Origin of the sequence: Pseudomonas sp. 29 (genome assembly GCF_002754355.1) — a bacterium.
Taxonomy (GTDB): Bacteria; Pseudomonadota; Gammaproteobacteria; order Pseudomonadales; family Pseudomonadaceae; genus Aquipseudomonas; species Aquipseudomonas neuropathica.
In genome coordinates this window covers 4,083,747-4,107,925 of record NZ_PEEY01000001.1, presented here as the reverse complement: position 1 = coordinate 4,107,925, position 24,179 = coordinate 4,083,747, and the positions used below count along the sequence as shown (strand labels likewise).

Annotated in this window: 22 protein-coding genes; 9 read left to right on the top strand and 13 right to left on the bottom strand. The window is 59.6% G+C overall.

The genetic code is table 11. The features are described from left to right. Positions 1 to 228 precede the first annotated feature (228 nt). From CLU80_RS18920 to CLU80_RS18910, 3 genes are all read right to left on the bottom strand, one after another. Entirely contained in the window at positions 229 to 438 is a 210-nt protein-coding gene (locus tag CLU80_RS18920) for a DUF1289 domain-containing protein (RefSeq protein WP_093436849.1), read from the bottom strand. After that, positions 435 to 959 carry a gamma carbonic anhydrase family protein gene (locus CLU80_RS18915; protein ID WP_099758083.1) on the bottom strand — a complete coding sequence of 175 codons (525 nt, stop codon included), beginning with the start codon at positions 957 to 959 and terminating at the stop codon, positions 435 to 437. The genes CLU80_RS18920 and CLU80_RS18915 overlap by 4 nt, the downstream gene beginning before the upstream one ends. 62 nt (positions 960 to 1,021) lie before the next feature. Continuing rightward, positions 1,022 to 1,621 carry a CoA pyrophosphatase gene (locus CLU80_RS18910; protein WP_099758082.1) on the bottom strand — a complete coding sequence of 200 codons (600 nt, stop codon included), beginning with the start codon at positions 1,619 to 1,621 and terminating at the stop codon, positions 1,022 to 1,024. A gap of 147 nt (positions 1,622 to 1,768) precedes the next feature. Between CLU80_RS18910 and CLU80_RS18905 the strand changes: the two genes are divergently transcribed. The 7 genes from CLU80_RS18905 (at position 1,769) to nagE (ending at position 10,451) form a co-directional block, all read left to right on the top strand. After that, a complete protein-coding gene (locus CLU80_RS18905) occupies positions 1,769 to 2,320 on the top strand; it encodes an NUDIX hydrolase (RefSeq protein WP_099758081.1) in 552 nt (183 codons plus the stop codon). A 113-nt stretch (positions 2,321 to 2,433) separates the two neighbouring features. Then, on the top strand, positions 2,434 to 2,949 hold the full coding sequence (locus CLU80_RS18900) for a L,D-transpeptidase family protein (RefSeq protein WP_007909004.1): 516 nt from the start codon (positions 2,434 to 2,436) through the stop codon (positions 2,947 to 2,949). A gap of 287 nt (positions 2,950 to 3,236) precedes the next feature. After that, entirely contained in the window at positions 3,237 to 3,968 is a 732-nt protein-coding gene (locus CLU80_RS18895) for a GntR family transcriptional regulator (RefSeq protein WP_093436861.1), read from the top strand. Positions 3,969 to 4,008: 40 nt separating this feature from the next. Next, the gene (nagA, locus tag CLU80_RS18890) at positions 4,009 to 5,115 is read left to right on the top strand and encodes an N-acetylglucosamine-6-phosphate deacetylase (RefSeq protein ID WP_099758080.1); all 1,107 of its coding nucleotides are present in this window, start codon (positions 4,009 to 4,011) and stop codon (positions 5,113 to 5,115) included. Next, positions 5,096 to 6,118 carry an SIS domain-containing protein gene (locus tag CLU80_RS18885; RefSeq protein WP_099758079.1) on the top strand — a complete coding sequence of 341 codons (1,023 nt, stop codon included), beginning with the start codon at positions 5,096 to 5,098 and terminating at the stop codon, positions 6,116 to 6,118. The genes nagA and CLU80_RS18885 overlap by 20 nt, the downstream gene beginning before the upstream one ends. Before the next feature lie 80 nt (positions 6,119 to 6,198). Further along, positions 6,199 to 8,712 (top strand): phosphoenolpyruvate--protein phosphotransferase, encoded by a 2,514-nt coding sequence (gene ptsP, locus CLU80_RS18880; RefSeq protein WP_099758078.1) that lies wholly within the window; start codon positions 6,199 to 6,201, stop codon positions 8,710 to 8,712. A 23-nt stretch (positions 8,713 to 8,735) separates the two neighbouring features. After that, positions 8,736 to 10,451, top strand: coding sequence for an N-acetylglucosamine-specific PTS transporter subunit IIBC (gene nagE / locus CLU80_RS18875; RefSeq protein WP_099758077.1), 1,716 nt, complete (start codon positions 8,736 to 8,738; stop codon positions 10,449 to 10,451). 78 nt (positions 10,452 to 10,529) lie between these two features. Here the strand turns inward: nagE and CLU80_RS18870 are convergent, their stop codons facing one another. The 3 genes from CLU80_RS18870 to CLU80_RS18860 all read right to left on the bottom strand — a co-directional run bounded on the left by CLU80_RS18870 (position 10,530) and on the right by CLU80_RS18860 (position 12,227). Further along, on the bottom strand, positions 10,530 to 10,982 hold the full coding sequence (locus CLU80_RS18870; protein ID WP_099758076.1) for a hypothetical protein: 453 nt from the start codon (positions 10,980 to 10,982) through the stop codon (positions 10,530 to 10,532). Next, positions 10,966 to 11,604, bottom strand: coding sequence for a DUF6036 family nucleotidyltransferase (locus tag CLU80_RS18865; protein WP_177413067.1), 639 nt, complete (start codon positions 11,602 to 11,604; stop codon positions 10,966 to 10,968). Before CLU80_RS18865 ends, CLU80_RS18870 begins: the two co-directional genes overlap by 17 nt. A gap of 260 nt (positions 11,605 to 11,864) precedes the next feature. Beyond that, entirely contained in the window at positions 11,865 to 12,227 is a 363-nt protein-coding gene (locus CLU80_RS18860; protein ID WP_099758075.1) for a DUF6124 family protein, read from the bottom strand. A gap of 669 nt (positions 12,228 to 12,896) precedes the next feature. Here CLU80_RS18860 and CLU80_RS18855 point away from each other — a divergent pair. Further along, complete coding sequence (locus tag CLU80_RS18855) at positions 12,897 to 13,127, top strand: EF-hand domain-containing protein (protein WP_099758074.1); 231 nt, start codon at positions 12,897 to 12,899, stop codon at positions 13,125 to 13,127. Between the two features lie 545 nt (positions 13,128 to 13,672). Here CLU80_RS18855 and CLU80_RS18850 read toward each other — a convergent pair. Next, positions 13,673 to 13,984, bottom strand: coding sequence for a YqfO family protein (locus CLU80_RS18850; protein ID WP_095050948.1), 312 nt, complete (start codon positions 13,982 to 13,984; stop codon positions 13,673 to 13,675). A 5-nt stretch (positions 13,985 to 13,989) separates the two neighbouring features. After that, complete coding sequence (purL, locus tag CLU80_RS18845; protein WP_099758073.1) at positions 13,990 to 17,886, bottom strand: phosphoribosylformylglycinamidine synthase; 3,897 nt, start codon at positions 17,884 to 17,886, stop codon at positions 13,990 to 13,992. A 285-nt stretch (positions 17,887 to 18,171) separates the two neighbouring features. Here purL and mltF point away from each other — a divergent pair, with 285 nt between their 5' ends. Continuing rightward, positions 18,172 to 19,632, top strand: a complete 1,461-nt coding sequence (gene mltF, locus CLU80_RS18840; protein ID WP_093436891.1) for a membrane-bound lytic murein transglycosylase MltF — start codon at positions 18,172 to 18,174, stop codon at positions 19,630 to 19,632. 124 nt (positions 19,633 to 19,756) lie between these two features. Here mltF and pdxJ read toward each other — a convergent pair whose 3' ends face one another. The 5 genes from pdxJ to lepB form a co-directional block, all read right to left on the bottom strand. Continuing rightward, complete coding sequence (pdxJ, locus tag CLU80_RS18835; RefSeq protein ID WP_093436895.1) at positions 19,757 to 20,500, bottom strand: pyridoxine 5'-phosphate synthase; 744 nt, start codon at positions 20,498 to 20,500, stop codon at positions 19,757 to 19,759. 207 nt (positions 20,501 to 20,707) lie between these two features. Further along, a complete protein-coding gene (recO, locus tag CLU80_RS18830; RefSeq protein ID WP_093436899.1) occupies positions 20,708 to 21,397 on the bottom strand; it encodes a DNA repair protein RecO in 690 nt (229 codons plus the stop codon). A gap of 168 nt (positions 21,398 to 21,565) precedes the next feature. Then, entirely contained in the window at positions 21,566 to 22,468 is a 903-nt protein-coding gene (gene era, locus CLU80_RS18820) for a GTPase Era (protein WP_007909024.1), read from the bottom strand. Then, positions 22,461 to 23,150: a ribonuclease III gene (gene rnc, locus CLU80_RS18815; RefSeq protein WP_093436904.1), complete on the bottom strand. Its 690-nt coding sequence runs from the start codon at positions 23,148 to 23,150 to the stop codon at positions 22,461 to 22,463. The genes era and rnc overlap by 8 nt, the downstream gene beginning before the upstream one ends. Positions 23,151 to 23,319: 169 nt before the next feature. Then, positions 23,320 to 24,174, bottom strand: a complete 855-nt coding sequence (gene lepB, locus CLU80_RS18810; RefSeq protein WP_093436909.1) for a signal peptidase I — start codon at positions 24,172 to 24,174, stop codon at positions 23,320 to 23,322. Positions 24,175 to 24,179 lie beyond the last annotated feature (5 nt).

The following is a 24,179-nucleotide window of genomic DNA, read 5'->3' as shown; positions in this document are numbered from 1 at the left end:
GAAAGGGAGCAGATCTTCGTTGAATCGACTCCCGAGTTCGACTCGATAACGCAGTTCGGTGCAGCTCGAACAATCCCGTTCCTTCAGGCGAGGGGAAAGGGAGCAGATCGGGGGCTTTTCAAACTTGAGCTCGACTCAATCGTTCAGGTCGATGTAGTTCGAACTATCAACTCGGTCAGTCCCCTCTCCCCCTGGGAGAGGGTTAGGGTGAGGGCACCCCCAAGCCGATCACGATTTCGAAGGGATCATCCACACCAACCCACTCGCTTTCGCCCGCTCATGACACAACCCCAGCACCACGCGGCGCTCGTCGTTGGTCATACGGCCCCAGCGGGTGATCTCCGCGACCGTACGCTGGCAGCCAGTACAAATGTCATCCTCATCCAGCGCACAAATATTCACGCACGGCGAGGCGACCGGTCTTTCGGCTGTGTTCATTCTTCCTGCTCAACCAGATCGCGGGCATAACGCTGGGCGTTATGCACATAGTGGGCGGCGCTGGCTTCGAGCATCTTCTTCTGCGGCTCGGTCAGCTCGCGCACGACTTTGCCCGGCGAGCCCATCACCAGCGAACCATCCGGAATTTCTTTGCCTTCACCAATCAGCGAGTTGGCGCCAATGATGCAGTTTTTGCCGATCTTCGCGCCGTTGAGAATCACCGCGTTGATGCCGATCAGGCTGTAATCGCCAACCGTGCAGCCGTGGAGCATGGCGTTGTGGCCGATGGTCACGCCGGTACCGATGGTCAGCGGAAAGCCCATGTCGGTGTGCATCACCGTGCCGTCCTGGACGTTGCTGTTCTTGCCGATCAGGATCAGTTCGTTGTCGCCGCGCAGCACGGCGTTGAACCAGACGTTGGCGCCCTCTTCGAGTTTGACCTTGCCCACCAGTACGGCATTGGGGGCAACCCAGCTGTGTGGATGGGTCTCGACACGGGCGTCGCCCAAGCGGTATTTCATCTTGTTTTCCTCAGGGCTCACGGTGAATGGCCATTCTGCCGATGGCTCAGGTATTGATGCGTTCAAATATCAAGAAAGCTTTTCGGCGGTTGGTGCAGGCTGATCTTGGCGTCATAGAGCAGATTGATCAACTCGACGATCATGATCGCCGTCAGCCCCCAGATCTTGTACTCGCCAAAGCGGTAGCTCGGCACGTACCAGCTGCGACCCTGATAGTCGATGCGGTGCGTGTGTTCACGGGGGTCTTTGCGGAAGAATTCCAGCGGCACAGTGAACACTGCGGCAATCTCGGCATCGTTGGCCAGATACTCGACAAAATCGGGGATGACGCCGACATACGGCGTGACCTTGATACCGTGCAGGGAGATCAGCGGACTCAGCGGGCCGATGATTTCAACCAGGCCGGGTGGCAGGCCGATCTCTTCTTCGGCTTCGCGTAGCGCGGTGAAGATCAGGTCGGGGTCTTCCGGGTCGCGACGACCACCGGGGAACGCGACTTCGCCGCCGTGGGTCGAGAGCCCGCTAGCGCGCAGGGTCAGCACCAGTTCCGGCTCGTCACTGCGGGTGATCGGCACCAGAACGGCGGCCTCGGGGAAACGGGTGTCAGTCTCCAGCGTGCGCGGTGTGTGGTTGCTAACCCTATGCAGTAGCTCGTCCAGCATGAGTGTTCTCGATCTGTGCCTTACTCTGCATCATGCACCAATCGTTGCAAGCGCCCAAGCCCCCGAAACCCGCCGTGTCGCGAAACGACAACTTGCCGACCGGCACCGCTGCACGCCAAGATAGGCGCAGCATTCAGGAAGCCCAGCATGAAATTTTGCAGCCACTGCGGTAACCCGGTCACCCAGCGCATTCCCGAAGGCGATTCGCGGCTGCGATTTGTCTGTGACAGCTGTCAGACCATTCACTATCAAAACCCCAATATCGTCGCCGGTTGCGTGCCGACCTGGGGCACGAAAGTGTTGCTCTGCCGCCGCGCCATCGAGCCGCGTCTCGGCTACTGGACCTTGCCCGCCGGCTTCATGGAGAACGGCGAGACCATCGAGCAGGCCGCCGTACGCGAAACCGCCGAAGAAGCCTGCGCCCGGGTGCGCAACCTGAGTATCTACACGCTGATCGACGTACCGCACATCAGTCAGGTGCATGTGTTCTTCCGCGCCGAACTGGTCGACCTGGACTTTGCCGCCGGCCCCGAGAGCCTCGAAGTACAACTATTCGACGAAGCCGACATTCCCTGGGACGAGCTGGCTTTCCGCACGGTGGGGCGTACCTTAGAATGCTTCTTCGCTGATCGGCGTATCGAGTCGTATCCGGTTCGCTCGGAATCGATTCCTCCGTTGGCGCAGCCGATCATTATTTAATCAAGACATTGGCGTGATGGCCGACAAAAAGATCGCAGCCTTCGGCAGCTCCTACCTGTACACATACATATAAAATGTTGGTTATCCGCGTCACTCCTTGGGGAATCGTTTCAATGCGCTGGTTGCTTGCCCTGTTTTGCCTGTCGTTCGTTACCGTCTCCCAAGCGTCCTTCGTGACCACCGTGACGCCGTCGAATACCCCGCTCATCGAGAAAGTCCTGGTGCTCAAAGCGGCCCATCAACTGCAGTTGATCGCCGACGGCAAGCCGTTGAAGACCTATCGCATTTCCTTGGGCAAAGGCGCGAAGAAAGGCCCGAAGCTGATAGAGGGCGACAAGCGCACGCCAGAAGGTTTCTATTGGATCGACTGGCGCAAGACCAGCGACAAATTCAATCTGTCGATGCACATTTCCTACCCGAACATCAGCGATTCGGCCCGCGCCCGGCGTGAAGGCGTCGAGCCCGGCGGGATGATCATGATCCACGGCACGCCGGATTCGGAAGAGACCCCGGAAGACCTGTTCCACACCCTCGACTGGACTGACGGCTGCGTCGCCATGCGCAACGTTGATATGCGCGAAGTATGGAACCTGGTACCGGACGGCACGATGGTCGAAATTCGCCCTTAACTTCCTCACGACCATTGGTCGGCATTAAAAAATAAATCAAAAAGATCGCAGCCTGCGGCAGCGCCTACAGAGGTGATACCACTCTCAACTGTAGGCGCTGCCGCAGGCTGCGATCTTTTGCTTTTTATAGGCCAACACTAATACCACTTGAAACCACACCCCCTAAAACCCGCCATTCCATTGGGCCAAAGCCTATTTTCGCGCGTTGACATGGTATTCAAGTGGTATTAATTTCCGCCCCACAAGCGAGCCACAACAATCCTATACTCGCGACGGAAATGCCCTACATGAACGACCTCCATACCCTACGCCCGGACGACTCCCAGCCGACGCCGCTGTACCTGCAGCTAGCGCGCAATCTGGAAGCAGCGATTCATGCCGGGCAGTGGAAGTCCGAACAGGCGATGCCTTCGGAACGCAACCTCAGCGAGCAACTGGGCATCTCCCGGGTGACTGCGCGCAAGGCGCTGGAAGTTCTGCTCGATCAAGGCCTGATCCGTCGCCTGCAAGGTTCCGGCACCTTCATCACTCCTCGCCTCGAACAACCGCTGTCGCGCCTTTCGGGTTTCAGCGAGATGCTGCGCCTCAAGGGCTTCGTGCCCAGTTCGCAATGGCTGGAACGCGAAATCACCCTGCCGACCCACGAAGAACTGATCCGCCTCAGCCTGTCGCCGAACGACAAGGTCGCGCGCATGAAGCGTCTGCGCAAAGCCGATGACACGGTCATGGCCATCGAAATGAGCACCCTGCCCGCCTCGATCATGCCCAAGCCGCAACTGGTCGGCGATTCGCTCTACGAATACCTCGACGGCATCGGCAAGCCGATCGTCCGCGCCCTGCAGCACATCCAGGCGATCAACGCCTCTGACGAGTTCGCCGCGCTGGTCGGCATTGCCCCCGGCACCGCGATGTTGCTGATGACCCGGGTCGGCTACCTCGAAGACAACACCCCGATCGAAGTCACCGACACCTATTGCCGCAACGACTACTACGACTTTGTTGCAGAGCTTCGTAGATAAAGAGCTGCGTCGATAAGCGCAGTCACAAGCGAGAACCAAAATGTCCGAAGACAACATCCTTACCGCCAGCGGCTGGATTCGCGGCCGGCTGGTCCACGAACACGGCAAAGTCGTGTCGATCGAAGGCGTGCCCTGCGATCCGGCCGACAATGACCTGCCGTATCTGCTGCCGGGTTTCATCGATCTGCACGTCCACGGCGGCGGTGGCAAAGACATCATGGAAGGCGCCAGCGCCTTCGAGACCATCACCAGAACCCACGTGCGTTTCGGCACCACCTCGCTGCTGGCCACCACCATGACCGCGCCGAGCGCCGAGATCTCCAGCGTCTTGAAAGAAGTCGGAGAGTTCTGCGAACAGCGTCCGCAAGGTGCCGCGCGAGTCCTCGGCGTACACCTCGAAGGCCCGTACATCAATCCGGGAAAACTCGGCGCGCAACCGAACTTCGCCCACACCGCGTTAATGGCCGAAGTCGAAGAATATCTGGCACTGGCGCCGATCCGGGTGATCACCATCGCCCCGGAAATCGCCGGCCATGACGGTTTGATCCGTGAGCTGAGCAGCCGAGGCATCCGCATGCAGATCGGCCACACCCTCGGCAGTTACGAGGAAGGCGTTGCCGCCCTCGATGCCGGCGCGACCAGTTTCACCCATCTCTATAACGCCATGAGCCCGCTGCATCACCGCGAGCCGGGCATCGTCGGCGCCGCGCTGGCCCACGCCAAATTCGCCGAGCTGATTCCCGACTTGCTGCACGTGCATCCCGGCGCTATTCGCGTGGCTCTGCGCTCGATCCCGTGCCTGTATTGCGTGACCGATTCGACCGCCGCCGCCGGCATGCCCGACGGTGAATACAAGCTCGGCAGCCACACCGTGACCAAATGCCTGGGCGGCGTACGCCTGCCCGACGGCACGTTGGCCGGCAGCACCCTGACCATGGATCAGGCCCTGCGCAACCTGGTGAAGATCGGTTTGCCGCTCGCCGAGGCCTCGCAGCGCCTGTCGCAATTTCCCGCCGACTACCTCGGCATAAACGAACGCGGGCGCCTGCAACCAGGGGCCTGGGCCGACTGCGTGCGGCTGGATCGCTCACTCACACTGACCGCCGTCATGGTCGAAGGAGAAGACATTGACTTCAAAAATGCTTGAGGAGGCGCTGTCCTCGTTCGAAGCCGTGCAAGCCCAACTGCAACAGCTCGACCCGCAAATGATCGAAATTGCCGGGCGCCTGCGCCGTCAGCCACCGCAAGTGGCACTGACTGTGGCGCGCGGCAGCTCCGACCACGCGGCGAGCTACTTCGCCTACCTGACCATGCAGCAACTTGGCGTGCCGGTGGCGTCGTTGCCGATGTCGGTGGTGACCATGCAGCAGGCGCCATTGAAGGTCAGCGGTCAGGTCGCGTTCGCCTTTTCCCAGTCGGGGCAGAGCCCGGATCTGGTCAACAGCCTGCGCCTGTTGCGCAAGCGTGGCGCGCTCAGTGTGTCGATGGTCAACGCCGCCGATTCGCCACTGGAAGCCGCGTGTGAATTCAGCGTGCCACTGCTCGCCGGGACTGAAAGCAGCGTCGCCGCGACCAAAAGTTTTATCGCCACCCTCAGCGCCAGCGCCCGTTTGATCGCGCACTGGAAAGAGGACAGCGAATTGCTCGAAGCCGGCAACGCCCTGCCGGAAGGCCTGCGCGAAGCGGCGAAACAGGACTGGAGCGTGGCCATCGAAGCACTGCGCGATTGCCAGCGTTTGATGGTCATCGGTCGCGGTGCCGGTTTTGCCATCGCCCAAGAGGCGGCGCTGAAATTCAAGGAAACCTCGGCGATTCAGGCCGAAGCCTTCAGCAGCGCCGAAGTGCGTCACGGCCCGATGGCACTGATCGACGAACACTATCCGTTGCTGGTTTTCGCCCCACGCGGTGCCGAGCAGGCTGGCCTGTTGAGCCTCGCGGCGGAAATGCGCCAACGCGGCGCCCGCGTGTTGCTGGCCGCACCGGATGACGTGACCGAGCGCGACCTGACCCTGACCCGCGCCGAACACCCGGCCCTTGATCCGATTCTGGCGATCCAGAGTTTCTACGTGATGGCCGCCGGTCTGGCGGTGGCCCGTGGCATGGACCCGGATCAGCCGCGCCACCTGAGCAAAGTGACCCGCACGCATTAATTGAAGCAAGCCTGTAGGAGCTGCCGAAGGCTGCTCCTACAGGGGACATCGAACCGAGATATAACCGATGAGACCGAGCCATGCACAACAACAATAAAGAGCTGACCCTCAGCGCCCCGCTCAGCGGCCCGGTGCTCACGCTCGCCAAAGTCCCGGACGCGGTGTTCGCCAGCGGCGCGATGGGCGACGGCATTGCCATCGACCCGATCAACGACACCCTGTACTCGCCGTGCGCCGGGGTGATCATTCATGTCGCGCGCACCGGCCATGCACTCACTGTGCGTGCCGATAACGGCGCGGAGATTCTTCTGCATCTGGGCCTCGATACCGTTGAGTTGAACGGCGAAGGCTTCTCGATGCTGGTCAAGGATGGCACCCGCGTCAGCAAGGGCCAGCCGTTGTTGCGCTATGACCTGGACAAGGTCGGCCAGCAATGCAAAAGCCTGGTCAGCCTGTTGATCCTGACTAACAGCCAGGATTTTCAGGTGCGGCCGATTACGCTCAAAGCAGTGAAAGTCGGCGAGCCGTTGCTGCACATTATTGCGCGCAACGGTTTGGCGGCGAGCGCAGCAGTCATCGACGGGCCTGAGGTTCATGGCCATGTTCTGGTGGCCCATCGCGGTGGTTTGCATGCCCGCCCGGCTGCGTTGATTCGGCAGACTGCGCAAGGGTTCAAGAGCCAGTCGCAACTGCACTTCGCCGGCAAATCGGCGCCGTGCAACAGCCTGATCGGTTTGATGGGCCTGGCGGTTGGCGAGCAGGATGAAGTGCAGGTCAGCTGTCAGGGGCCGGATGCTGAAGCGGCTTTGCAAGCGTTGCTTACGGCGCTGGCCACCGCGCTGCCGGATGATCATCACGCTGCGGCGCCGGTGAGTCTCGCGTCGCTTAAACGCCCAGCCGAGGCTGGCGTGTTGCACGGTGTCTGCGCTGCGCCGGGACTGGTTGGCGGGCCGCTGTTTCGTTTGAACGCGATCAGTTTGCCGGCGGATGCGGGCAATCATGATCCGCTGCAGCAACAGCAGGTGTTCGACACGGCGCTGACTCAGGTCCGCAACGAAATCGACGCCACCCTCGCGCAAGCGAAAAAACACAGGAATGCCGACGAAGAAGCGATCTTCGCCGCACATCTGGCTCTGCTGGAAGATCCGGCGCTGCTTGATGCTTCGCAACACTCCATCGAACAAGGCACTGCAGCCACTCACGCCTGGAGCCAGTCAATCGACGTGCAGTGCGAAATGCTGCAGCACACCGGCAGCGCGCTGCTGGCCGAGCGCGCCAACGATCTGCGTGACCTCAAGCAACGGGTGTTGCGGGCATTGCTTGGTGAAGCGTGGCATTACGACGTACCGGCCGGTGCCATCGTCGCGGCGCATGAACTGACGCCTTCGGATCTGCTGCAACTCAGCGCGCAAGGCGTTGCCGGGTTATGCATGGCCGAGGGTGGCGCGACTTCACACGTGGCGATTCTCGCTCGCGGCAAAGGTCTGCCGTGCATGGTGGCGTTGGGTTCTGCGTTGCTTGATCAGCGACAACGCCAAGCGGTGGTGCTCGATGCCGACGGAGGACGCCTCGAACTGACGCCAGATGCCGAACGTCTGGCTGAAGTTCAGCAGGCGCAAATTGATCGTCAGCAACGCCGTGACGCACAGCAAGCCAAGGCTCACTTGCCGGCAGAAACCCGCAACGGCGTGACCATCGAAGTCGTCGCCAACGTTGCCTCCAGCGGTGAAGCGGTAGATGCCTTCGCCAACGGCGCTGATGGCGTTGGTCTGTTGCGCACTGAGTTTTTGTTCGTCGATCGTCAGACCGCGCCGGATGTCGAAGAACAGCGTGCGGCCTATCAAGGCGTACTGGACGCGATGGGCGAGCACCCGGTGATCATCCGCACCATCGACGTCGGCGGCGACAAGCAACTCGACTACCTACCGCTGCCCGCCGAGGCCAACCCGGTGCTCGGCCTGCGCGGCATTCGTCTGGCTCAGGCGCGCCCGGAAATCCTCGACCAGCAACTGCGCGCGCTGCTGCAAGTCAGCCCGCTGCGCCGCTGCCGGATCCTGTTGCCGATGGTCACCGAAGTGGATGAGTTGCTGCACATCCGCCAACGCGTAGATGCGTTGTGCCTGGAGCTGAAGATCACCCAACGCCCGGAAATCGGCGTGATGATTGAAGTCCCTGCCGCCGCATTGCAGGCCGAACAACTGGCCGAACATGCGGACTTCCTTTCCATCGGCACCAACGATCTCTCCCAATACACCTTGGCCATGGACCGCGACCACGCCGGCTTGGCCGCTAGGGTCGACGCCCTGCACCCGGCGCTGCTGCGCCTGATCGCCATGACCTGTGAAGGCGCGGCAGTGCACAAGCGTTGGGTCGGCGTCTGCGGCGCCCTCGCCTCCGATCCGCTGGCCACACCCGTTTTGATCGGCCTCGGCGTGAGCGAACTGTCGGTCAGCCCAGTGCAGATCGGTGAAATCAAGGACCGCGTGCGTCAACTGCACGAAGCCGAATGTCAGCGCCTGAGTCGCGACCTGCTCAAGCTGAGCAGCGCCGCCGCCGTGCGTCACGCCTGTCATCAACATTGGCCTCTGCGCTAACAAAAACAAAAAGGACAAACGCCATGTACCAACTCTTCATCGAAGGCCTGCAACGCCTCGGCCGCGCGCTGATGCTGCCGATCGCGATCCTGCCGATTGCCGGCCTGCTGCTGCGTCTGGGTGATACCGACCTGCTGAACATCGCGATCATCCACGATGCCGGCCAAGTGATCTTCGCCAACCTGGCGATGATCTTCGCCATCGGCATCGCCGTCGGTTTCGCCAAGGACAACAACGGCACCGCCGGCCTCGCCGGAGTGATCGGTTATCTAGTGATGATTTCCACGCTCAAGGTGCTCGACGCGAGCATCAACATGGGCATGCTCGCCGGGATCGTCAGCGGCCTGATGGCGGGCGCGCTGTACAATCGCTTCAAGGACATCAAGCTGCCGGAATACCTGGCGTTCTTCGGTGGCCGACGGTTTGTACCGATTGTCACCGGGTTCGCGGCGGTCGGCCTCGGTGTCGTGTTCGGCTATATCTGGCCGCCGATCCAGCACGGCATCAACGCGTTTGGTGCGCTGATGATGGAAAGCGGCAGTATCGGCGCGTTCGTGTTTGGCGTGTTCAACCGCCTGCTGATCGTCACCGGCCTGCACCACATCCTCAACAACATGGCGTGGTTCGTGTTCGGCAACTTCACCGATCCAACTACCGGGGCTCTGGTGACGGGTGACCTGTCGCGCTACTTCGCCGGTGATCCGAAGGGCGGCCAGTTCATGACCGGCATGTTCCCGATGATGATCTTCGGCCTGCCCGCCGCGTGTCTGGCGATGTATCGCAACGCCCTGCCGGAACGGCGCAAGGTGATGGGCGGGATTTTTCTGTCGATGGCTTTGACGTCGTTTTTGACTGGGGTGACCGAGCCGATTGAATTCGCCTTCATGTTTCTGGCGCCGTTGTTGTATCTGCTGCATGCGCTGCTGACCGGGTTGTCGATGGCGATCACCAATGCGCTGAACATCCATTTGGGTTTTACCTTCTCTGGCGGCTTCATCGACATGGTGCTGGGTTGGGGTCGGTCGACCAATGGCTGGTTGGTGATTCCGGTCGGGCTGGCTTACGCCGTGGTGTATTACGCGGTGTTTGATTTCTGCATTCGTCGCTTCAACTTGAAGACGCCGGGGCGTGAGGATGTGGCGACGGCTGAAAAAGCGGTTTTCGCGGAAAACGAACGCGCCGGGGCTTACATCAAGGCACTCGGGGGTGCAGACAACCTTGTGACTGTCGGTGCCTGCACTACGCGGTTGCGACTGGAAATGGTGGATCGCAACAAGGCATCCGATGCAGACCTGAAAGCATTGGGTGCGATGGCCGTTGTGCGTCCGGGCAAGGGTGGCAGTTTGCAGGTGGTGGTCGGTCCGCTGGCCGACAGCATTGCTGATGAGATTCGCCTGGCGATGCCGGCCTTGGGGCGTGCGGTTCTTGCTGAACCTGTTGCGGTTGTCGAAGAGCCGAAAGCGGTTGTGGTCGCAGGCACCGAAGCTCTGCAATGGCTGAATGCGCTGGGTGGTGGCGACAACGTGCTGCAACTGGATTGCATTGCCATGAGCCGGATTCGCTTGCTGTTGGCGGATGGCAAGGCGCTGTCCGAGGCGCAGCTGAAAGAGCTGGGTTGTCAGGGTGTCAGCCAGTTGGAAGGCGGGGTGTGGCATTTGCTGGTGGGGGATAAGGCGGCGAGTTTGAGCGGGGCGATTGAGGTGTTGGTCAATCGCAGTGAGGTCAGTGCCAAGGTCTGAGCCTTTACATCAGGCTCTACTCGAAACAACTGATACAAAAAACCCGGCGTTGGCCGGGTTTTTTCATGCTGCTCAAGTTCAGGACATTCTTGCGCGCTGTTCCGCCTCGTAATGCCGAGTCTGGTACGGCATGAGCGCCTGAATCTTCAAACCCAGACTTTCCGTCAACCCCCAAGCAACCGCCAACTCGTCGCGGCGATTGCGTAATAAAACACCTGGTTGAGAAACGACGTGTTGCTTGGGTGTTTTGGCGTTGAAAAGCTCGAGTGCATGGAGCGTTTCCAATACGCGGCTATCCGATACACATGCGAAACGCGTAAATCGCTCCAGCAGATAAGCCGCTCGCCGCAGCTCGACTTCATCGCTGTGAAACTTGAGAAATGTTGATATCTCACTCTCAAGATCGGATTTTGAATACCAGACCTCTTTGGCTGCATCGACCAGCGCCGTCCCATCGGCTTGATCCAGCGGTCTTCTGACCAACGTATCCAATGCCGAAGAAAGGACATGATCATCAAGAGAGTTCGACATCTGGTTCCTCCAGGTAGTCCTGCAAGATATTGAAGAGCACTGAGGCAGGTTGCTCTTTGTTGCCAACATATACATCAATTGCTTGCAATGCCAGACGCCGGAAATCACTCGTCAGAATGAAACCGGCTCTAAGAAGCGCCTTGATGTCCGCAACGTCGTGATCGGTAGCCCTACCAAGTTTTGTAATTGCAATATCCACCGGAGCAGCGATGTGAATCTGGAGCGGGGACGTCTCCGGAAACTCAGTCATGGGAATACTTCGCACCCAGTAGTCTTCATGGATCGGGCCAAAACTAGTGTTGTATTGAAGGTCGTAGTTCAGCTCCATCACACGAGCGGAGCGCTCGTCGATAAAAGGCTCCGGAACTTGAGCAAGAAGCGCTTGAAGGTCGAACCCTGGCGGAAGGCAAGCTTCATAAATCTCCGCATCGACATCCATGGAAATACGATGATTTGTGTAGAGATGTACGGCGCAACCACCAAAGACGATGATTTTGACTGCCCCCGGATCGGCATTTTCCTGCGTCAATTCTGCTTCGACTGATTTGAACATCGAAACCAATGCCTTCCCCAATGCAGTATTCGTGTTGATACGGGGAGTGACTACGGGCAGCAATTCCATTTTTGAACCTCAGAGTCATGTCGATGGCTAAAGCGACGCAACTTGTTGCCCTGCTCGCTGTTTGCCAGAGACAGATCAAGGTATGGATGCGACTTCCGAGGGACAACCTGAAAGAGTGGTAGGAAAATTCCCCGGTTTGATTGCGCTCTGAAACTCGTCTGACGCCTCTTAATGCCTCATCGCTGGCAAGCCAGCTCCCACAAGGGAGTGCGTTTCAATTGTGGGAGCCAGCCTGCTGGCGATGAACGATGACGCGGACGTCAGGTTTGTGGGTCGACTCGATCCAGCGCTCGGTTTACCGCCAGTTCGGCGAGCATGACGATTTGCTGGATGCCTAATACGGTGCTGCGCTGAGAACCGTTTAGCTCATTGGCGAAGTTGCTGGCGGCGGTACTTGCCGAGGCTAATGACTCGCAAGCGTGGGCTAGCAGGCTTTCGGTGTCGACTTGAGGACAGACCATGAACATGGTGCTCGGTCGGCAGGGCTTTGCGGGGTCGGGGCACAGATAGAAGTCGAGGGCGCGTTTGATGGCTTCGCGGTTTCGGGCCTGGTCTTCGGCGCGGAGGGCTTCTTCGAGTGGGGTTTTGGTTTCGGGGGGTGGGTCGGGAATTAGCTTGTCCAAAATTCAACTCCTGCTACAGCAAGTGAGGATGCCATCGTTCGCCGGATCTCACGCGGCGAAGAGGTGGCAGCTATGTGCAGGGTGAGATCCACCGGAGCAGGCAACCGGCCAGACCGAAGTCTGCCCGCACACAGCCGCCATAAAACAGGCAGCAGATTGAGCTGGCGCCAATTATCGTGGTGTTGGCGCTAGTTGCAAGCATTCCGGGGATCTCACGCCCGGTCGCTGAATTGGCAGCGACAGACAAAGCCTAGAGAGCAGGCGTCCGACGGACAATCTGAAAACCTTGTGGGAAGGTTCTTGCTATTCGACACACAATTAAACAGTCAAAAGCAAACCCTCACCCTAGCCCTCTCCCAGAGGGAGAGGGGACTGACCGAGGTGTTTGGTGGATGTACGCCGACGTGAAATACCGAGTCGAATTCAGATTCTGAAAAGTCCAAAAATCGACTCCTCTCCCTCGGGTGAGGGCTGGGCGGGCGGCGATCCGATCAGGGGCGAATCCAGCACAAAACCCAGCTCGGCTGCCCCCCCACATTGCTGGCACTGTCAACTGTCAGGTCTGACAGTTGACCGCCTCGATCGACCTTATTACGTTGGCTGAATCAGGCAGTTTTTATGTCGTAGCCTCGATAACCCGAAGCTCAATTCATTAAGGATGGCTGCGACATGGCAAAGAAAATGACGGACGCAGAACAACTGGAGCATCTGAAAAAAACCTTCAGATATCTTGATGAAAATTCAGACGGAACTCTTACTTTCGAAGAGTTCGCCAACGGTGCCAAAGGCGCTGAAAAAACCATGAGAACTTGGGTATGGGATGAATACAACAAGGATCGGAACAGCGAACTAACCCTGGAAGAGTACTTGGCCCCAAAAAAAAAGAAGCCCGCCGAATAGTTTCGTCACCTCCAGGCCGCCATCGCTGGCAAGCCAGCTCCCACAGAGCAAAGCAACACCACCACCCCGCTCCTCACCACTCAACAGGATGAGCGTTAGCTCGGCTGCTGCTTGTGATCTTGATCCACCGGCCCCGTCGGCAGGCTGAGTGGAGGGATTTATCCGGGGGTGGGGGCGCAGCGACCGTTTGGCGCAGCCAAATGCATCGAGAGGAGGTGCAGCGAAGCAAACCGTAGGCGATGCGCCCGGATGGATCCCGGAGCGAAGGAACCCCGAGCTTTAGCGAGTGGGCCGAACGTTGGGGCAAGCGTTTTTTTGCTTACTTTTTTTAGGGGTTTGTAAAAAAAGTGAGTCGCCGTAAGGGCGAAACCGCCAGCCGCAGCACCCGAAGAAACGAATATTCACTCGGTCAGCCAGAACATGGTCACCTGTCAGGGCGCCATCGCGAGCAGGGGCTCACTCCTACAGAACAGCAAATCGCAGGCAACAAAAAACCCGCAGACAATCACTCATCTGCGGGTTTCTTGTTTCAGCAGCAAGAAAGATCAGAAATCTTCCAGCCGCCACACCTCATAAGCCGGCGTCTCGTACGGATGACTGAGCTTCAACGCCGCCACAACAGCCACGATCAACTCATCCGCCACTACAAGCTCAACCTTCCACTCCTCAACCCGCTCAACCTGCCCCGCCTCACCAATGAACGGCTGACTGCCGTCCAAAGGCCGAAACTGGCCAGACCCAAGCACCTGCCAGGCACAGTGGTCATAGTCACCGATCCGCCCACCACCGGCAGCGAACACAGCCCCTTTGACCACCTCGACATGACTGTCAGGAACAAAAAAGGCGAGCTTGTACACAGGCCTTAGTTCACCCAGACGCGCGCGTTACGGAACATACGCATCCAAGGTGCATCCTCGTTCCAGTCTTCCGAACGCCACGAGTTCTGCACCGCGCGGAACACACGCTCCGGGTGCGGCATCATGATCGTCACACGGCCATCACGACTGGTGAGACCGGTAATCCCGCGCGGCGAACCGTTCGGGTTGGCCGGATAACGCTCAGTGACCTTGCCATGGTTGTCGACGAAACGCATCGCCACGCAACCGGACAGATCGGCTTCCAGCAGGGCTTCTTCGCTGGAGAACTCGGCGTGACCTTCACCGTGAGCAATGGCGATCGGCATACGCGAACCGGCCATGCCTTGCAGGAAGATCGAGTTCGACTCCTGAACCTGAACCATCGCGACACGCGCTTCGAACTGCTCGGAGCGGTTGCGCACGAAGTGCGGCCAGAATTCGCTGCCCGGAATCAGCTCGTGCAGGTTGGACATCATCTGGCAACCGTTGCACACGCCGAGGGTGAAGCTGTCGTTACGCTCGAAGAAGCCCTGGAACGCATCGCGGGCGCGGCTGTTGAACAGTGCCGACTTGGCCCAGCCTTCACCGGCGCCGAGAACGTCGCCGTAGGAGAAACCACCGCAGGCCACCAGACCTTTGAACTCGTTCAGGTCGACACGGCCGGCCAGAATATCGCTCATGTGCACGTCGATCGCGTTGAAACCGGCGCGGTCGAACGCGGCGGCCATTTCCACCTGACCGTTGACGCCCTGCTCACGCAGCACGGCAACCTGAGGGCGGATGCCTTTCTTGATGTAAGGCGCGGCGATGTCCTGGTTGACGTCGTAGCTGAGCTTGACGCTCAGGCCCGGGTTGTCTTCTTCCAGCAGCACGTCGAACTCTTGCTCAGCGCAGTCGGCGTTATCACGCAGACGCTGGATCTGGTAGCTGGTCTCGGCCCACTGACGTTGCAGCAGACGACGCTGACCTTCGAACACGGTGTCACCGTTGAAGGTGATGTTGATCTGGCCATTGTTGATCGGTTGACCGATCACCGACACGCAGTCGCCCAGACCGGCCGCGCTGAATTGCGCGAGGATATCTGGCGTGGCGTCCTGACGAACCTGGATCACGGCACCCAGCTCTTCGTTGAACAGGATCGCAGCGATTTCCGCCGAAGACTCGGCAACGCTGTCGAGGTTCAGGCTCAGACCGCAGTGGCCGGCGAAGGCCATTTCCACCACGGAGGTCAGCAGACCACCGTCGGAACGGTCGTGATAAGCCAGCAGGTGACCGTCGGCGTTGAGGCCCTGGATCACTGCGAAGAAGGCTTTCAGGTCTTCGGCGTCATCGACATCCGGCGCATGTTTGCCGAGCTTGCCGTGAACCTGAGCAAGGATCGAAGCACCCATACGGTTCTGACCGCGACCGAGGTCGATCAGGATCAGGTCGGTGGTGCCCTTGTCCATGCGCAGTTCCGGAGTCAGGGTCTGACGGATGTCAGCCACTGGCGCGAAACCGGTCACGATCAGCGACATCGGCGAGGTCACGGTTTTTTCTTCGCCGTTATCGTTCCAGCGGGTGGCCATGGACATCGAGTCCTTGCCCACCGGAATGGTGATGCCCAGCTCAGGGCACAGTTCCATACCGACCGCTTTCACGGTGTCGTACAGACGCGCGTCTTCGCCCGGGTGGCCGGCCGCCGACATCCAGTTCGCCGACAGTTTGATGTCGGAGAGCTTGTTGATACGCGAAGCAGCGATGTTGGTCAGGGTTTCGCCGATGGCCATGCGGCCCGACGCCGGAGCGTCCAGCAGTGCCAGCGGAGTCCGCTCGCCCATCGCCATCGCTTCACCGGTGTAAACGTCAAAACTGGTGGCGGTGACAGCAACGTCGGCCACCGGAACCTGCCATGGGCCAACCATTTGGTCACGGGCCACGAGGCCGGTGATGGTGCGGTCGCCGATGGTGATCAGGAAGCTTTTGCTCGCCACGGCCGGGTGATGCAGAACGCGTTCGATGGACTCGCTGATGTCGAGGTTCGACGGATCGAAGTCATCGCCCAACTCAGCTTCGCGAACCACCGAACGGTGCATGCGCGGGGCTTTGCCCAGCAACACTTCCAGTGGCATGTCCACCGGGTTGTTGCCGAAGTGGCTGTCGGTCACGGTCAGTTGCGGCTCGGCAGTCGCCTCGCCGACTACGGCAAACGGGCAACGCTCACGTTCGCAGATCGCCTGGAAGCGCTCGAAGTCTTCCGGACCTACCGCCAGAACGTAACGTTCCTGGGATTCGTTGGACCAGATTTCGTGCGGGGCCATGCCCGGCTCGTCGTTGGGAATGTTGCGCAGTTCGAAACGGCCACCGCGGTCGCCGTCGTTGACCAGTTCCGGGAAGGCGTTGGACAGACCGCCCGCGCCCACGTCGTGGATGAAGCTGATCGGGTTTTTGTCACCCAGTTGCCAGCAACGGTCGATGACTTCCTGGCAGCGACGCTCCATTTCAGGGTTTTCACGCTGCACGGAAGCGAAGTCGAGATCCGCCGAGCTGGTGCCGGTGGCCATCGAGGAAGCAGCGCCGCCGCCCAGACCGATCAACATCGCCGGGCCGCCGAGGACGATGAGCTTGGAGCCAACGACGATCTCGCCTTTCTTGACGTGTTCTTCACGGATGTTGCCCATGCCGCCGGCCAACATGATCGGCTTGTGGTAACCGCGAACTTCGTCACCGTGCGGGGTGGTGATCGATTGTTCGAAGGTACGGAAGTAGCCGGTCAGGGCCGGACGACCGAATTCGTTGTTGAACGCAGCGCCGCCGAGCGGGCCTTCGATCATGATGTCCAGCGCGGTAACAATGCGCTCAGGCTTGCCGTACGGCACTTCCCACGGCTGTTCGAAGCCCGGGATCTGCAGGTTGGACACGGTGAAACCGGTCAGGCCAGCCTTTGGCTTGGCGCCACGGCCGGTTGCACCTTCGTCACGGATCTCGCCGCCGGAACCGGTGGACGCGCCCGGGAACGGAGCAATTGCGGTCGGGTGGTTGTGGGTTTCAACCTTCATCAGGATGTGCACCGGCTCCTGCACCGCGCCGTACTGGCGGGTTTCAGGATTCGGGAAGAAACGGCCGGCAACGTTGCCGACGATCACCGAGGCGTTGTCCTTATAAGCCGACAGAACGCCTTCGCTGTGCATCACGTAGGTGTTCTTGATCATGCCGAACAGGCTTTTTTCCTGGTTCTCACCATCAATATCCCAACTGGCGTTGAAGATTTTGTGGCGGCAGTGCTCGGAGTTGGCCTGGGCGAACATCATCAGTTCGATGTCGTGCGGGTTGCGCTTCAAGCCATTGAAGGCGTCGACCAGATAGTCGATCTCGTCTTCGGCCAGAGCCAGGCCCAGCTCGGTGTTGGCTTTTTCCAGCGCAGCGCGACCACCACCGAGGAGGTCGATTGCAGTCAGCGGCTTCGGCTCGGCGTGACTGAACAGACCGGCGGCCTGTTCGAGGTTGGCCAGGACGATCTGGGTCATGCGGTCATGCAGCACGTCGGCAATCTGCTGCGCTTCGGCTTCGCTGAACTGACCGGCAACGTAGAAGGCGATACCGCGCTCCAGACGCTGGATCTTGCTCAGGCCGCAGTTGCGGGCGATGTCGCTGGCCTTGCTCGACCATGGCGAGATGGTGCCGAAACGCGGCAACACCAGAAACAGACGGCCGGTCGGCTCTTGTACCGGAACACTTGGACCGTACTTCAGAAGGCGCGCAAGCACCTGCTGTTCGTCGCCGGTCAGGACGCCGGTGACTTCGGCGAAGTGAGCGAATTCAGCATACAGGCCACTGACAGCTGGAACCTTTTGGCTCAGTTGCTCAAGGAGTTTGCTGTGGCGAAAGGCAGAAAGGGCAGGAGCGCCGCGCAGGATCAACATCTTCGGGACAGCCTCGGGAAGGGGTGTGCTTTGAGGCCGTGCATTCTAGCCTAAACCGCCCTCAACATCACCCGAAACGCTACGCACGGTTGCACTCGGGTATCAATCTGTGTTTCCGACTTCAGAGTCAGGTAAATCAGCGATTCAGAGGCCGCTTATTTTTACTGTAACAAAATGCCGTCAAGCCCCGTTTCTGCGGGGTTTCGTGCAGTTTTGTGATCGCTAGCAGACTCACCCTGCACTGTCGAGATATGGCGCCCGCAGCCGTTTGCGTATACTGCGCAGATGTTTTTCCCAACGGCTTTGCGTCCGCGGTACGCCAAATGGCTGATCGCAACCGGACTCTTCCTGATGCTTGGTGGCTGTGTTGATAAACCCAACACACTCGAGCGCGTAAAGGAGGATGGTGTGCTGCGGGTGATTACCCGTAACAGCCCCGCCACCTACTTTCAGGATCGCAGCGGTGAAACCGGCTTCGAATACGAGCTGGTGAAGCGTTTCGCCGACGATTTGGGCGTAGAGCTGAAGATCGAGACCGCCGACAACCTCGATGACTTGTTCGATCAGATCGGCAAGCCGAACGGCCCGGTGCTGGCCGCCGCCGGTCTGGTCAGCAGCGAACAGCGCAAGCAGCAGGTGCGGTTCTCGCACTCCTACCTTGAAGTCACCCCGCAGATCATCTATCGCAACGGCCAGTCGCGGCCGACCGATCCCGGCGATCTGGTCGGCAAGAAGATCATGGTGCTCAAGGGCAGCACCCACGCCGAGCAACTGGCGGAGCTGAAAAAGAAATTCCCCGGCATCGAGTATGAAGAGTCCGACGCGGTTGAAGTGGTCGACCTGCTGCGCATGGTCGATGAAGGCCAGATCGACCTGACCCTGGTCGATTCCAACGAAGTGGCGATGAATCAGGTGTACTTCACCAATATTCGTGTGGCCTTCGACCTCGGTGATGCGCGCAGCCAGAGCTGGGCGGTTGGCCCGGGCGAAGACAACAGTCTGCTCAACGAGATCAACGCGTATCTGGACAAGGTGCAGAAGAACGGCACCCTGCAACGCTTGAAGGATCGCTATTACGGCCACGTCGATGTTCTCGGCTATATGGGCGCCACGACCTTCGCCCAGCACTTGCAGCAGCGCCTGCCGAAATACGAACAGCACTTCAAGAATTACGCGAAGAAAGAGAAAGTCGACTGGCGTCTGCTGGCGGCCATTGGTTATCAGGAATCGCTGTGGCAGCCGACGGTTACCTCGAAGACCGGCGTGCGCGGGCTGATGATGCTGACCCAGAACACGGCACAGGCAATGGGCGTGTCCAACCGCCTCGATCCGAAGCAGAGCATCATGGGCGGCGCCAAGTACCTGGCTTATATGAAGGATCAGCTCGACGATTCGATCAAGGAGCCGGACCGCACCTGGTTCGCACTCGCGGCCTACAACGTCGGCAGTGGCCACCTGGATGACGCGCGCAAGCTGACGGCCAAGGAAGGGCTGAACCCGGACAAATGGCTGGATGTGAAGAAGATCCTGCCGCGCCTGTCGCAGAAGCAGTGGTACAGCAAGACGCGTTATGGCTACGCCCGAGGCGGCGAGCCGGTGCACTTTGTGGCGAACATTCGTCGCTACTACGACATTCTGACCTGGGTGACGCAGCCGCAACTTGAGGGTGATCAAGTGGCTGAGGGCAATCTGCATGTGCCCGGTATCGACAAGTCGAAACCCGCTCAAGAACCTGCCCCGCTCTAATCAACACCCCAAATCAAATGTAGGAGTGAGCCTGCTCGCGATAGCGGTGGGTCAGTCAATTAATTTTGTCTGACACACCGCTATCGCGAGCAGGCTCACTCCTACAAGGGTTTTGAGTTGAAGCTTAAGGCTTGGCAGCAGCCAGGATCAGCGCCTTCATTTCCGCTACCGCAGACTTGAAGCCCACGAACAACGCATGCGCCACCAGCGCATGGCCGATGTTCAGTTCGTTGATGCCTTTGATCGCCGCTACGGCTTCAACGTTGTGGTAGTGCAAGCCGTGACCCGCGTTAACGATCAGGCCTTGGGCCAGACCAAACGCCACGCCATCGGCGACACGCTTAAGCTCTTCTGCCACTTCGGTCGGGGTTTCGGCATCGGCGTAACGGCCGGTGTGCAGTTCGATGGCCGGCGCACCGACACGCTTCGACGCTGCGATCTGGCGCTCGTCGGCATCGATGAACAGCGACACTTCGCTGCCGATCTTCGACAGACGTTCAACCGCTGCCTTGATGCGCTCTTCCTGTCCCGCCACATCCAGGCCACCTTCAGTGGTCAGCTCCTGACGGGTTTCCGGGACGAGGCAAATGTGCGCCGGACGAATGCGTTCGGCAAACGCCATCATTTCTTCGGTGACGCCCATTTCGAAGTTCATGCGGGTTTGCAGCACATCCTTGAGCAGCAAGACATCGCGCTCCTGGATATGCCGACGGTCTTCACGCAGGTGCACGGTGATGCCATCGGCCCCCGCCTCTTCCGCGTCCAGCGCCGCCTTGACCGGATCCGGGTAGCGCGTGCCACGAGCCTGACGCAGGGTGGCGACGTGGTCGATGTTCACGCCAAGAAGAATGCGATTGCTGGTGGTCACGGATGCGCGCTCCTGAAGAAAAAGATTCGGCGCACAGCATACACGGTGAAGGGTCTGTTTACGTCTGGGCGCGGCGGCAACGGGATGCTGGCTGAGTGCAGGGCAAGGCGCGAGGAACGAAGTTTGGTTGCGCCAAATGAGTTCCGAGCAACGCGGCCCTGCGCGCAGCCAGCGCCCGTTGCGCCGCGTCCAGACGTAAACAGACCCTTAGGGCTTGCGAAACAGCTCGCGACTGACGAGAGGGCGACCACCCAGGTGAACAGCCAGTGCCTGACGCATCAAGCGCTTGGCGGCGGAGAGCGCGCCGGGGGCGGTCCAGTCGGCTTCGGCCATGGCCAGTAATTCGACGCCGTTGAACAGGCCGGGTTGCAGCAGAAAGACCCGCTCAAGCCCGGCATCCACTTGCAGACGATAAAGACCATCCGGCGCAACAGGTTCGCCATGGACGTCGGTATTCAACGAAAAGCCGTAACCGAGATCGTCCAGCAGCCGCCATTCGAAGGAGCGCAGCAACGGCTCCAGTGGACGACCTTCGGCCAATGCCAGCAAGGTCGCGGCGTAGTGATCGAAGACACCCGGGTGCGGGTCTTCGGCAGGCAGCAAGCGGATCAGCAACTCATTGAGATAGAGACCGCTGAACAGCGCTTCACCGTTGAGCCACGCCGAGGTGCCTGAGCTCTCCATGCGCCCGACGTTCTTCAGCTCGCCCTTGCCACGAAACTCGACTTCCAGCGCCACGAACGGCCGCGCCAATGTCCCGGCCTTGCCCCGCGCACTGCGCAACACCGCCCGCAGCCGACCTTGCGGCGTGAGGAAGTCCACCAACGCACTGGTTTCGCGGTAGGCGCGAGAATGCAGGACGTAGGCGGGTTGGGCGGGAGGCGGGTTTTGCGACATGGAGCTCTCATTGATAAAAACGCGGTTTTTTATTCACCCCAAAACCAATGTGGGAGCGAGCTTGCTCGCGAAAGCAGGGTGTCAGTCAACAAATATGTCGTCTGGCACTACGCCATCGCGAGCAAGCTCGCTCCCACAGGTTTTTTCGGTGTTGCGACAACCGTGTACTTACAGGTCGCCGTAACCCAGCGAACGCAGCGCACGCTCGTCATCGGACCAGCCGCCCTTCACCTTGACCCACAGGTTAAGCATGATCTTGGAGTCGAACAGCAGCTCCATGTCCTTGCGCGCTTCGGTGCCGATGCGTTTGATACGCTCGCCCTTGTCGCCAATGATGATCTTCTTCTGGCCGTCACGCTCAACGAGGATCAAAGCATGAATGTGCAGGGTCTTGCCCTGCTGCTTGAACTCTTCGATTTCGACGGTGATCTGGTACGGCAGCTCAGCGCCCATCTGGCGCATGATTTTCTCGCGTACCAGTTCGGCGGCAAGGAACCGGCTGCTGCGGTCGGTGATCTGGTCTTCCGGGAAGAAGTGATCGTTCTCCGGCAGATGATCAGCGATAACCTTTTCCAGCGCGTCGAGGTTGTGCCCGTGCTGCGCGGAGATCGGGATGATCTGCGCGTTCGGCAACTGCTCCTGCAACCAGCTCAGGTGCGGCATCAGCTCGGCTTTGTCTTCGATGCGGTCGGTCTTGTTCAGCGCAACGATCAATGGGCCGGTGACGTACTGCACGCGCTCCAGGACCATCTGGTCTTCGTCGGTCCACTTGGTGCGGTCAACGACGAAGATCACCACGTCGACGTCTTTCAACGCTGCCGAAGCGGTTTTGTTCATGTAACGGTTCAGGGCCTTTTCGCCCCCCTTGTGCATACCAGGGGTATCGACGTAGATCGCCTGCACGTCACCTTCGGTTTTGATCCCGAGCATGTTGTGGCGAGTGGTCTGCGGCTTGCGCGAGGTGATCGCGAGCTTCTGGCCAAGGATGTGGTTCAGCAGCGTCGACTTACCGACGTTGGGACGGCCGACGATGGCAACATAGCCACAGCGAGTTGCGTTTGTATCAGTCATTGCCATTCTCCACGCCCAGGGCAATCAGTGCTGCGGCAGCCGCTACCTGTTCGGCAATACGACGGCTTACACCCTGACCTCGGCTTTTTTCATTCAGTAAGACAACTTCGCACTCGACGAAGAAGGTTCGGCAGTGCGGCTCGCCCTGGATATCCACCACTTCGTAGCGTGGCAGTTCACAACCTCGCGATTGCAGGTGTTCCTGCAGGCGGGTCTTCGGATCCTTGTTGGTATCGACCAGCGTCAGGCCTTCGAACTCGCCGGCCAGCCAGGCCAGCACGCGCTCGCGCGCCATGTCCATGCCGGCGTCAAGGTAGATCGCGCCGATCAAGGCTTCGAGGGCATCGGCCAGAATCGATTCGCGACGGAAACCGCCGCTTTTCAACTCACCGGAACCCAGTCGCAGGTAATCGCCAAGGTCGAAACCGCGAGCCAGTACGGCCAGCGTCTCACCTTTTACCAGGCGTGCGCGCAAACGCGACAACTGGCCTTCGCGGGCCAGCGGGAAGCGATCGAACAGTGCCTCGCCGGCGACAAAATTGAGGATGGCATCGCCGAGGAATTCCAGACGCTCGTTGTTGCGCCCGGCAAAACTTCGGTGCGTCAGGGCCAGCAGCATCAGCTCCTGATCCTTGAAGGTGTAACCGAGCTGGCGCTCGAGACGGCTTAGAGAAACGCTCACGGTTTACCCACGCTGAGTTCGTGGCTGAATTCCACTGCCATCGCCGGGATGCGGCGCAGGCCTGGGACAATTAACGCTGTGTTCAAAAATTAAATCCTGGCGATTGCGAAGCCGATTGTGCCGGCTCCAGAAATGCATTCGGCGCTGTGGTCAACAGCGCCGTGTGTAATTACTTGATCAGGCCAACCCGCGAAAAATTCGGCAGGTGACTGAGTTTTGATTCCGGCCAGCTCATCCAGACCGCGAAGGCCTTGCCGACGATATTCTGGTCTGGAACCATGCCCAGCAGATCCTTGGGAATGTTCGGATCATCCCAGTAGCGACTGTCGTTCGAGTTGTCGCGGTTGTCGCCCATCATGAAGTAGTGCCCGGCCGGCACGGTCCAGGTATGGTCCGGCGTGGCGCGGTAACGGCTCATTTCCTTGCGGATCAGGTGTTCGGCAGCGCCGAGTTTTTCTTTGTAGAACTCGGCGCTGCCGAGCATGCCTGGCTCCGGGCCGACCAACTGTTCGGCCACCGACTCGCCATTGATGAACAGACGCTTGTCGGCGGTGTAACGCACCGTATCGCCCGGCAGACCGACTACACGCTTGATGTAATTGACGTTCGGATCACTTGGATAGCGGAACACCATCACATCACCGCGCTGCGGATCACCCACTTCGATGATTTTCTTGTCGATCACCGGCAGACGGATCCCGTAAGAAAACTTGTTCACCAGAATGAAGTCGCCGACGTCCAGGGTGGGTTTCATGGAGCCCGAAGGGATCTGAAACGGTTCCACAAGGAACGAGCGCAGCACCAGCACGATGAACAACACCGGAAAAAACGACTTGCCGTATTCGACCAGCAGCGGCTCTTTGTTCAGTTTTTCAACGACCACTACATCAGGCTGGCTGACACTGCCTTGATAGGAGGCAATGGCAGCACGCCGACGCGGCGCCAGGATCAACAGATCAAGCAACGCCAACAGGCCGCAGACGAACACGGCGATGACCAGCAACAGCGGGAAATTTAGTGACATAGGAC

Excerpts from the sequence above, each read along its gene's own strand:
- CLU80_RS18920 (WP_093436849.1), bottom strand. The coding sequence starts at position 438 with ATGAACACAGCCGAAAGACCGGTCGCCTCGCCGTGCGTGAATATTTGT.
- CLU80_RS18915 (WP_099758083.1), bottom strand. The coding sequence starts at position 959 with ATGAAATACCGCTTGGGCGACGCCCGTGTCGAGACCCATCCACACAGC.
- CLU80_RS18910 (WP_099758082.1), bottom strand. The coding sequence starts at position 1,621 with ATGCTGGACGAGCTACTGCATAGGGTTAGCAACCACACACCGCGCACG.
- CLU80_RS18905 (WP_099758081.1), top strand. The coding sequence starts at position 1,769 with ATGAAATTTTGCAGCCACTGCGGTAACCCGGTCACCCAGCGCATTCCC.
- CLU80_RS18900 (WP_007909004.1), top strand. The coding sequence starts at position 2,434 with ATGCGCTGGTTGCTTGCCCTGTTTTGCCTGTCGTTCGTTACCGTCTCC.
- CLU80_RS18895 (WP_093436861.1), top strand. The coding sequence starts at position 3,237 with ATGAACGACCTCCATACCCTACGCCCGGACGACTCCCAGCCGACGCCG.
- nagA (WP_099758080.1), top strand. The coding sequence starts at position 4,009 with ATGTCCGAAGACAACATCCTTACCGCCAGCGGCTGGATTCGCGGCCGG.
- ptsP (WP_099758078.1), top strand. The coding sequence starts at position 6,199 with ATGCACAACAACAATAAAGAGCTGACCCTCAGCGCCCCGCTCAGCGGC.
- nagE (WP_099758077.1), top strand. The coding sequence starts at position 8,736 with ATGTACCAACTCTTCATCGAAGGCCTGCAACGCCTCGGCCGCGCGCTG.
- CLU80_RS18870 (WP_099758076.1), bottom strand. The coding sequence starts at position 10,982 with ATGTCGAACTCTCTTGATGATCATGTCCTTTCTTCGGCATTGGATACG.
- CLU80_RS18865 (WP_177413067.1), bottom strand. The coding sequence starts at position 11,604 with ATGGAATTGCTGCCCGTAGTCACTCCCCGTATCAACACGAATACTGCA.
- CLU80_RS18855 (WP_099758074.1), top strand. The coding sequence starts at position 12,897 with ATGGCAAAGAAAATGACGGACGCAGAACAACTGGAGCATCTGAAAAAA.
- purL (WP_099758073.1), bottom strand. The coding sequence starts at position 17,886 with ATGTTGATCCTGCGCGGCGCTCCTGCCCTTTCTGCCTTTCGCCACAGC.
- mltF (WP_093436891.1), top strand. The coding sequence starts at position 18,172 with ATGTTTTTCCCAACGGCTTTGCGTCCGCGGTACGCCAAATGGCTGATC.
- recO (WP_093436899.1), bottom strand. The coding sequence starts at position 21,397 with ATGTCGCAAAACCCGCCTCCCGCCCAACCCGCCTACGTCCTGCATTCT.
- era (WP_007909024.1), bottom strand. The coding sequence starts at position 22,468 with ATGACTGATACAAACGCAACTCGCTGTGGCTATGTTGCCATCGTCGGC.
- lepB (WP_093436909.1), bottom strand. The coding sequence starts at position 24,174 with ATGTCACTAAATTTCCCGCTGTTGCTGGTCATCGCCGTGTTCGTCTGC.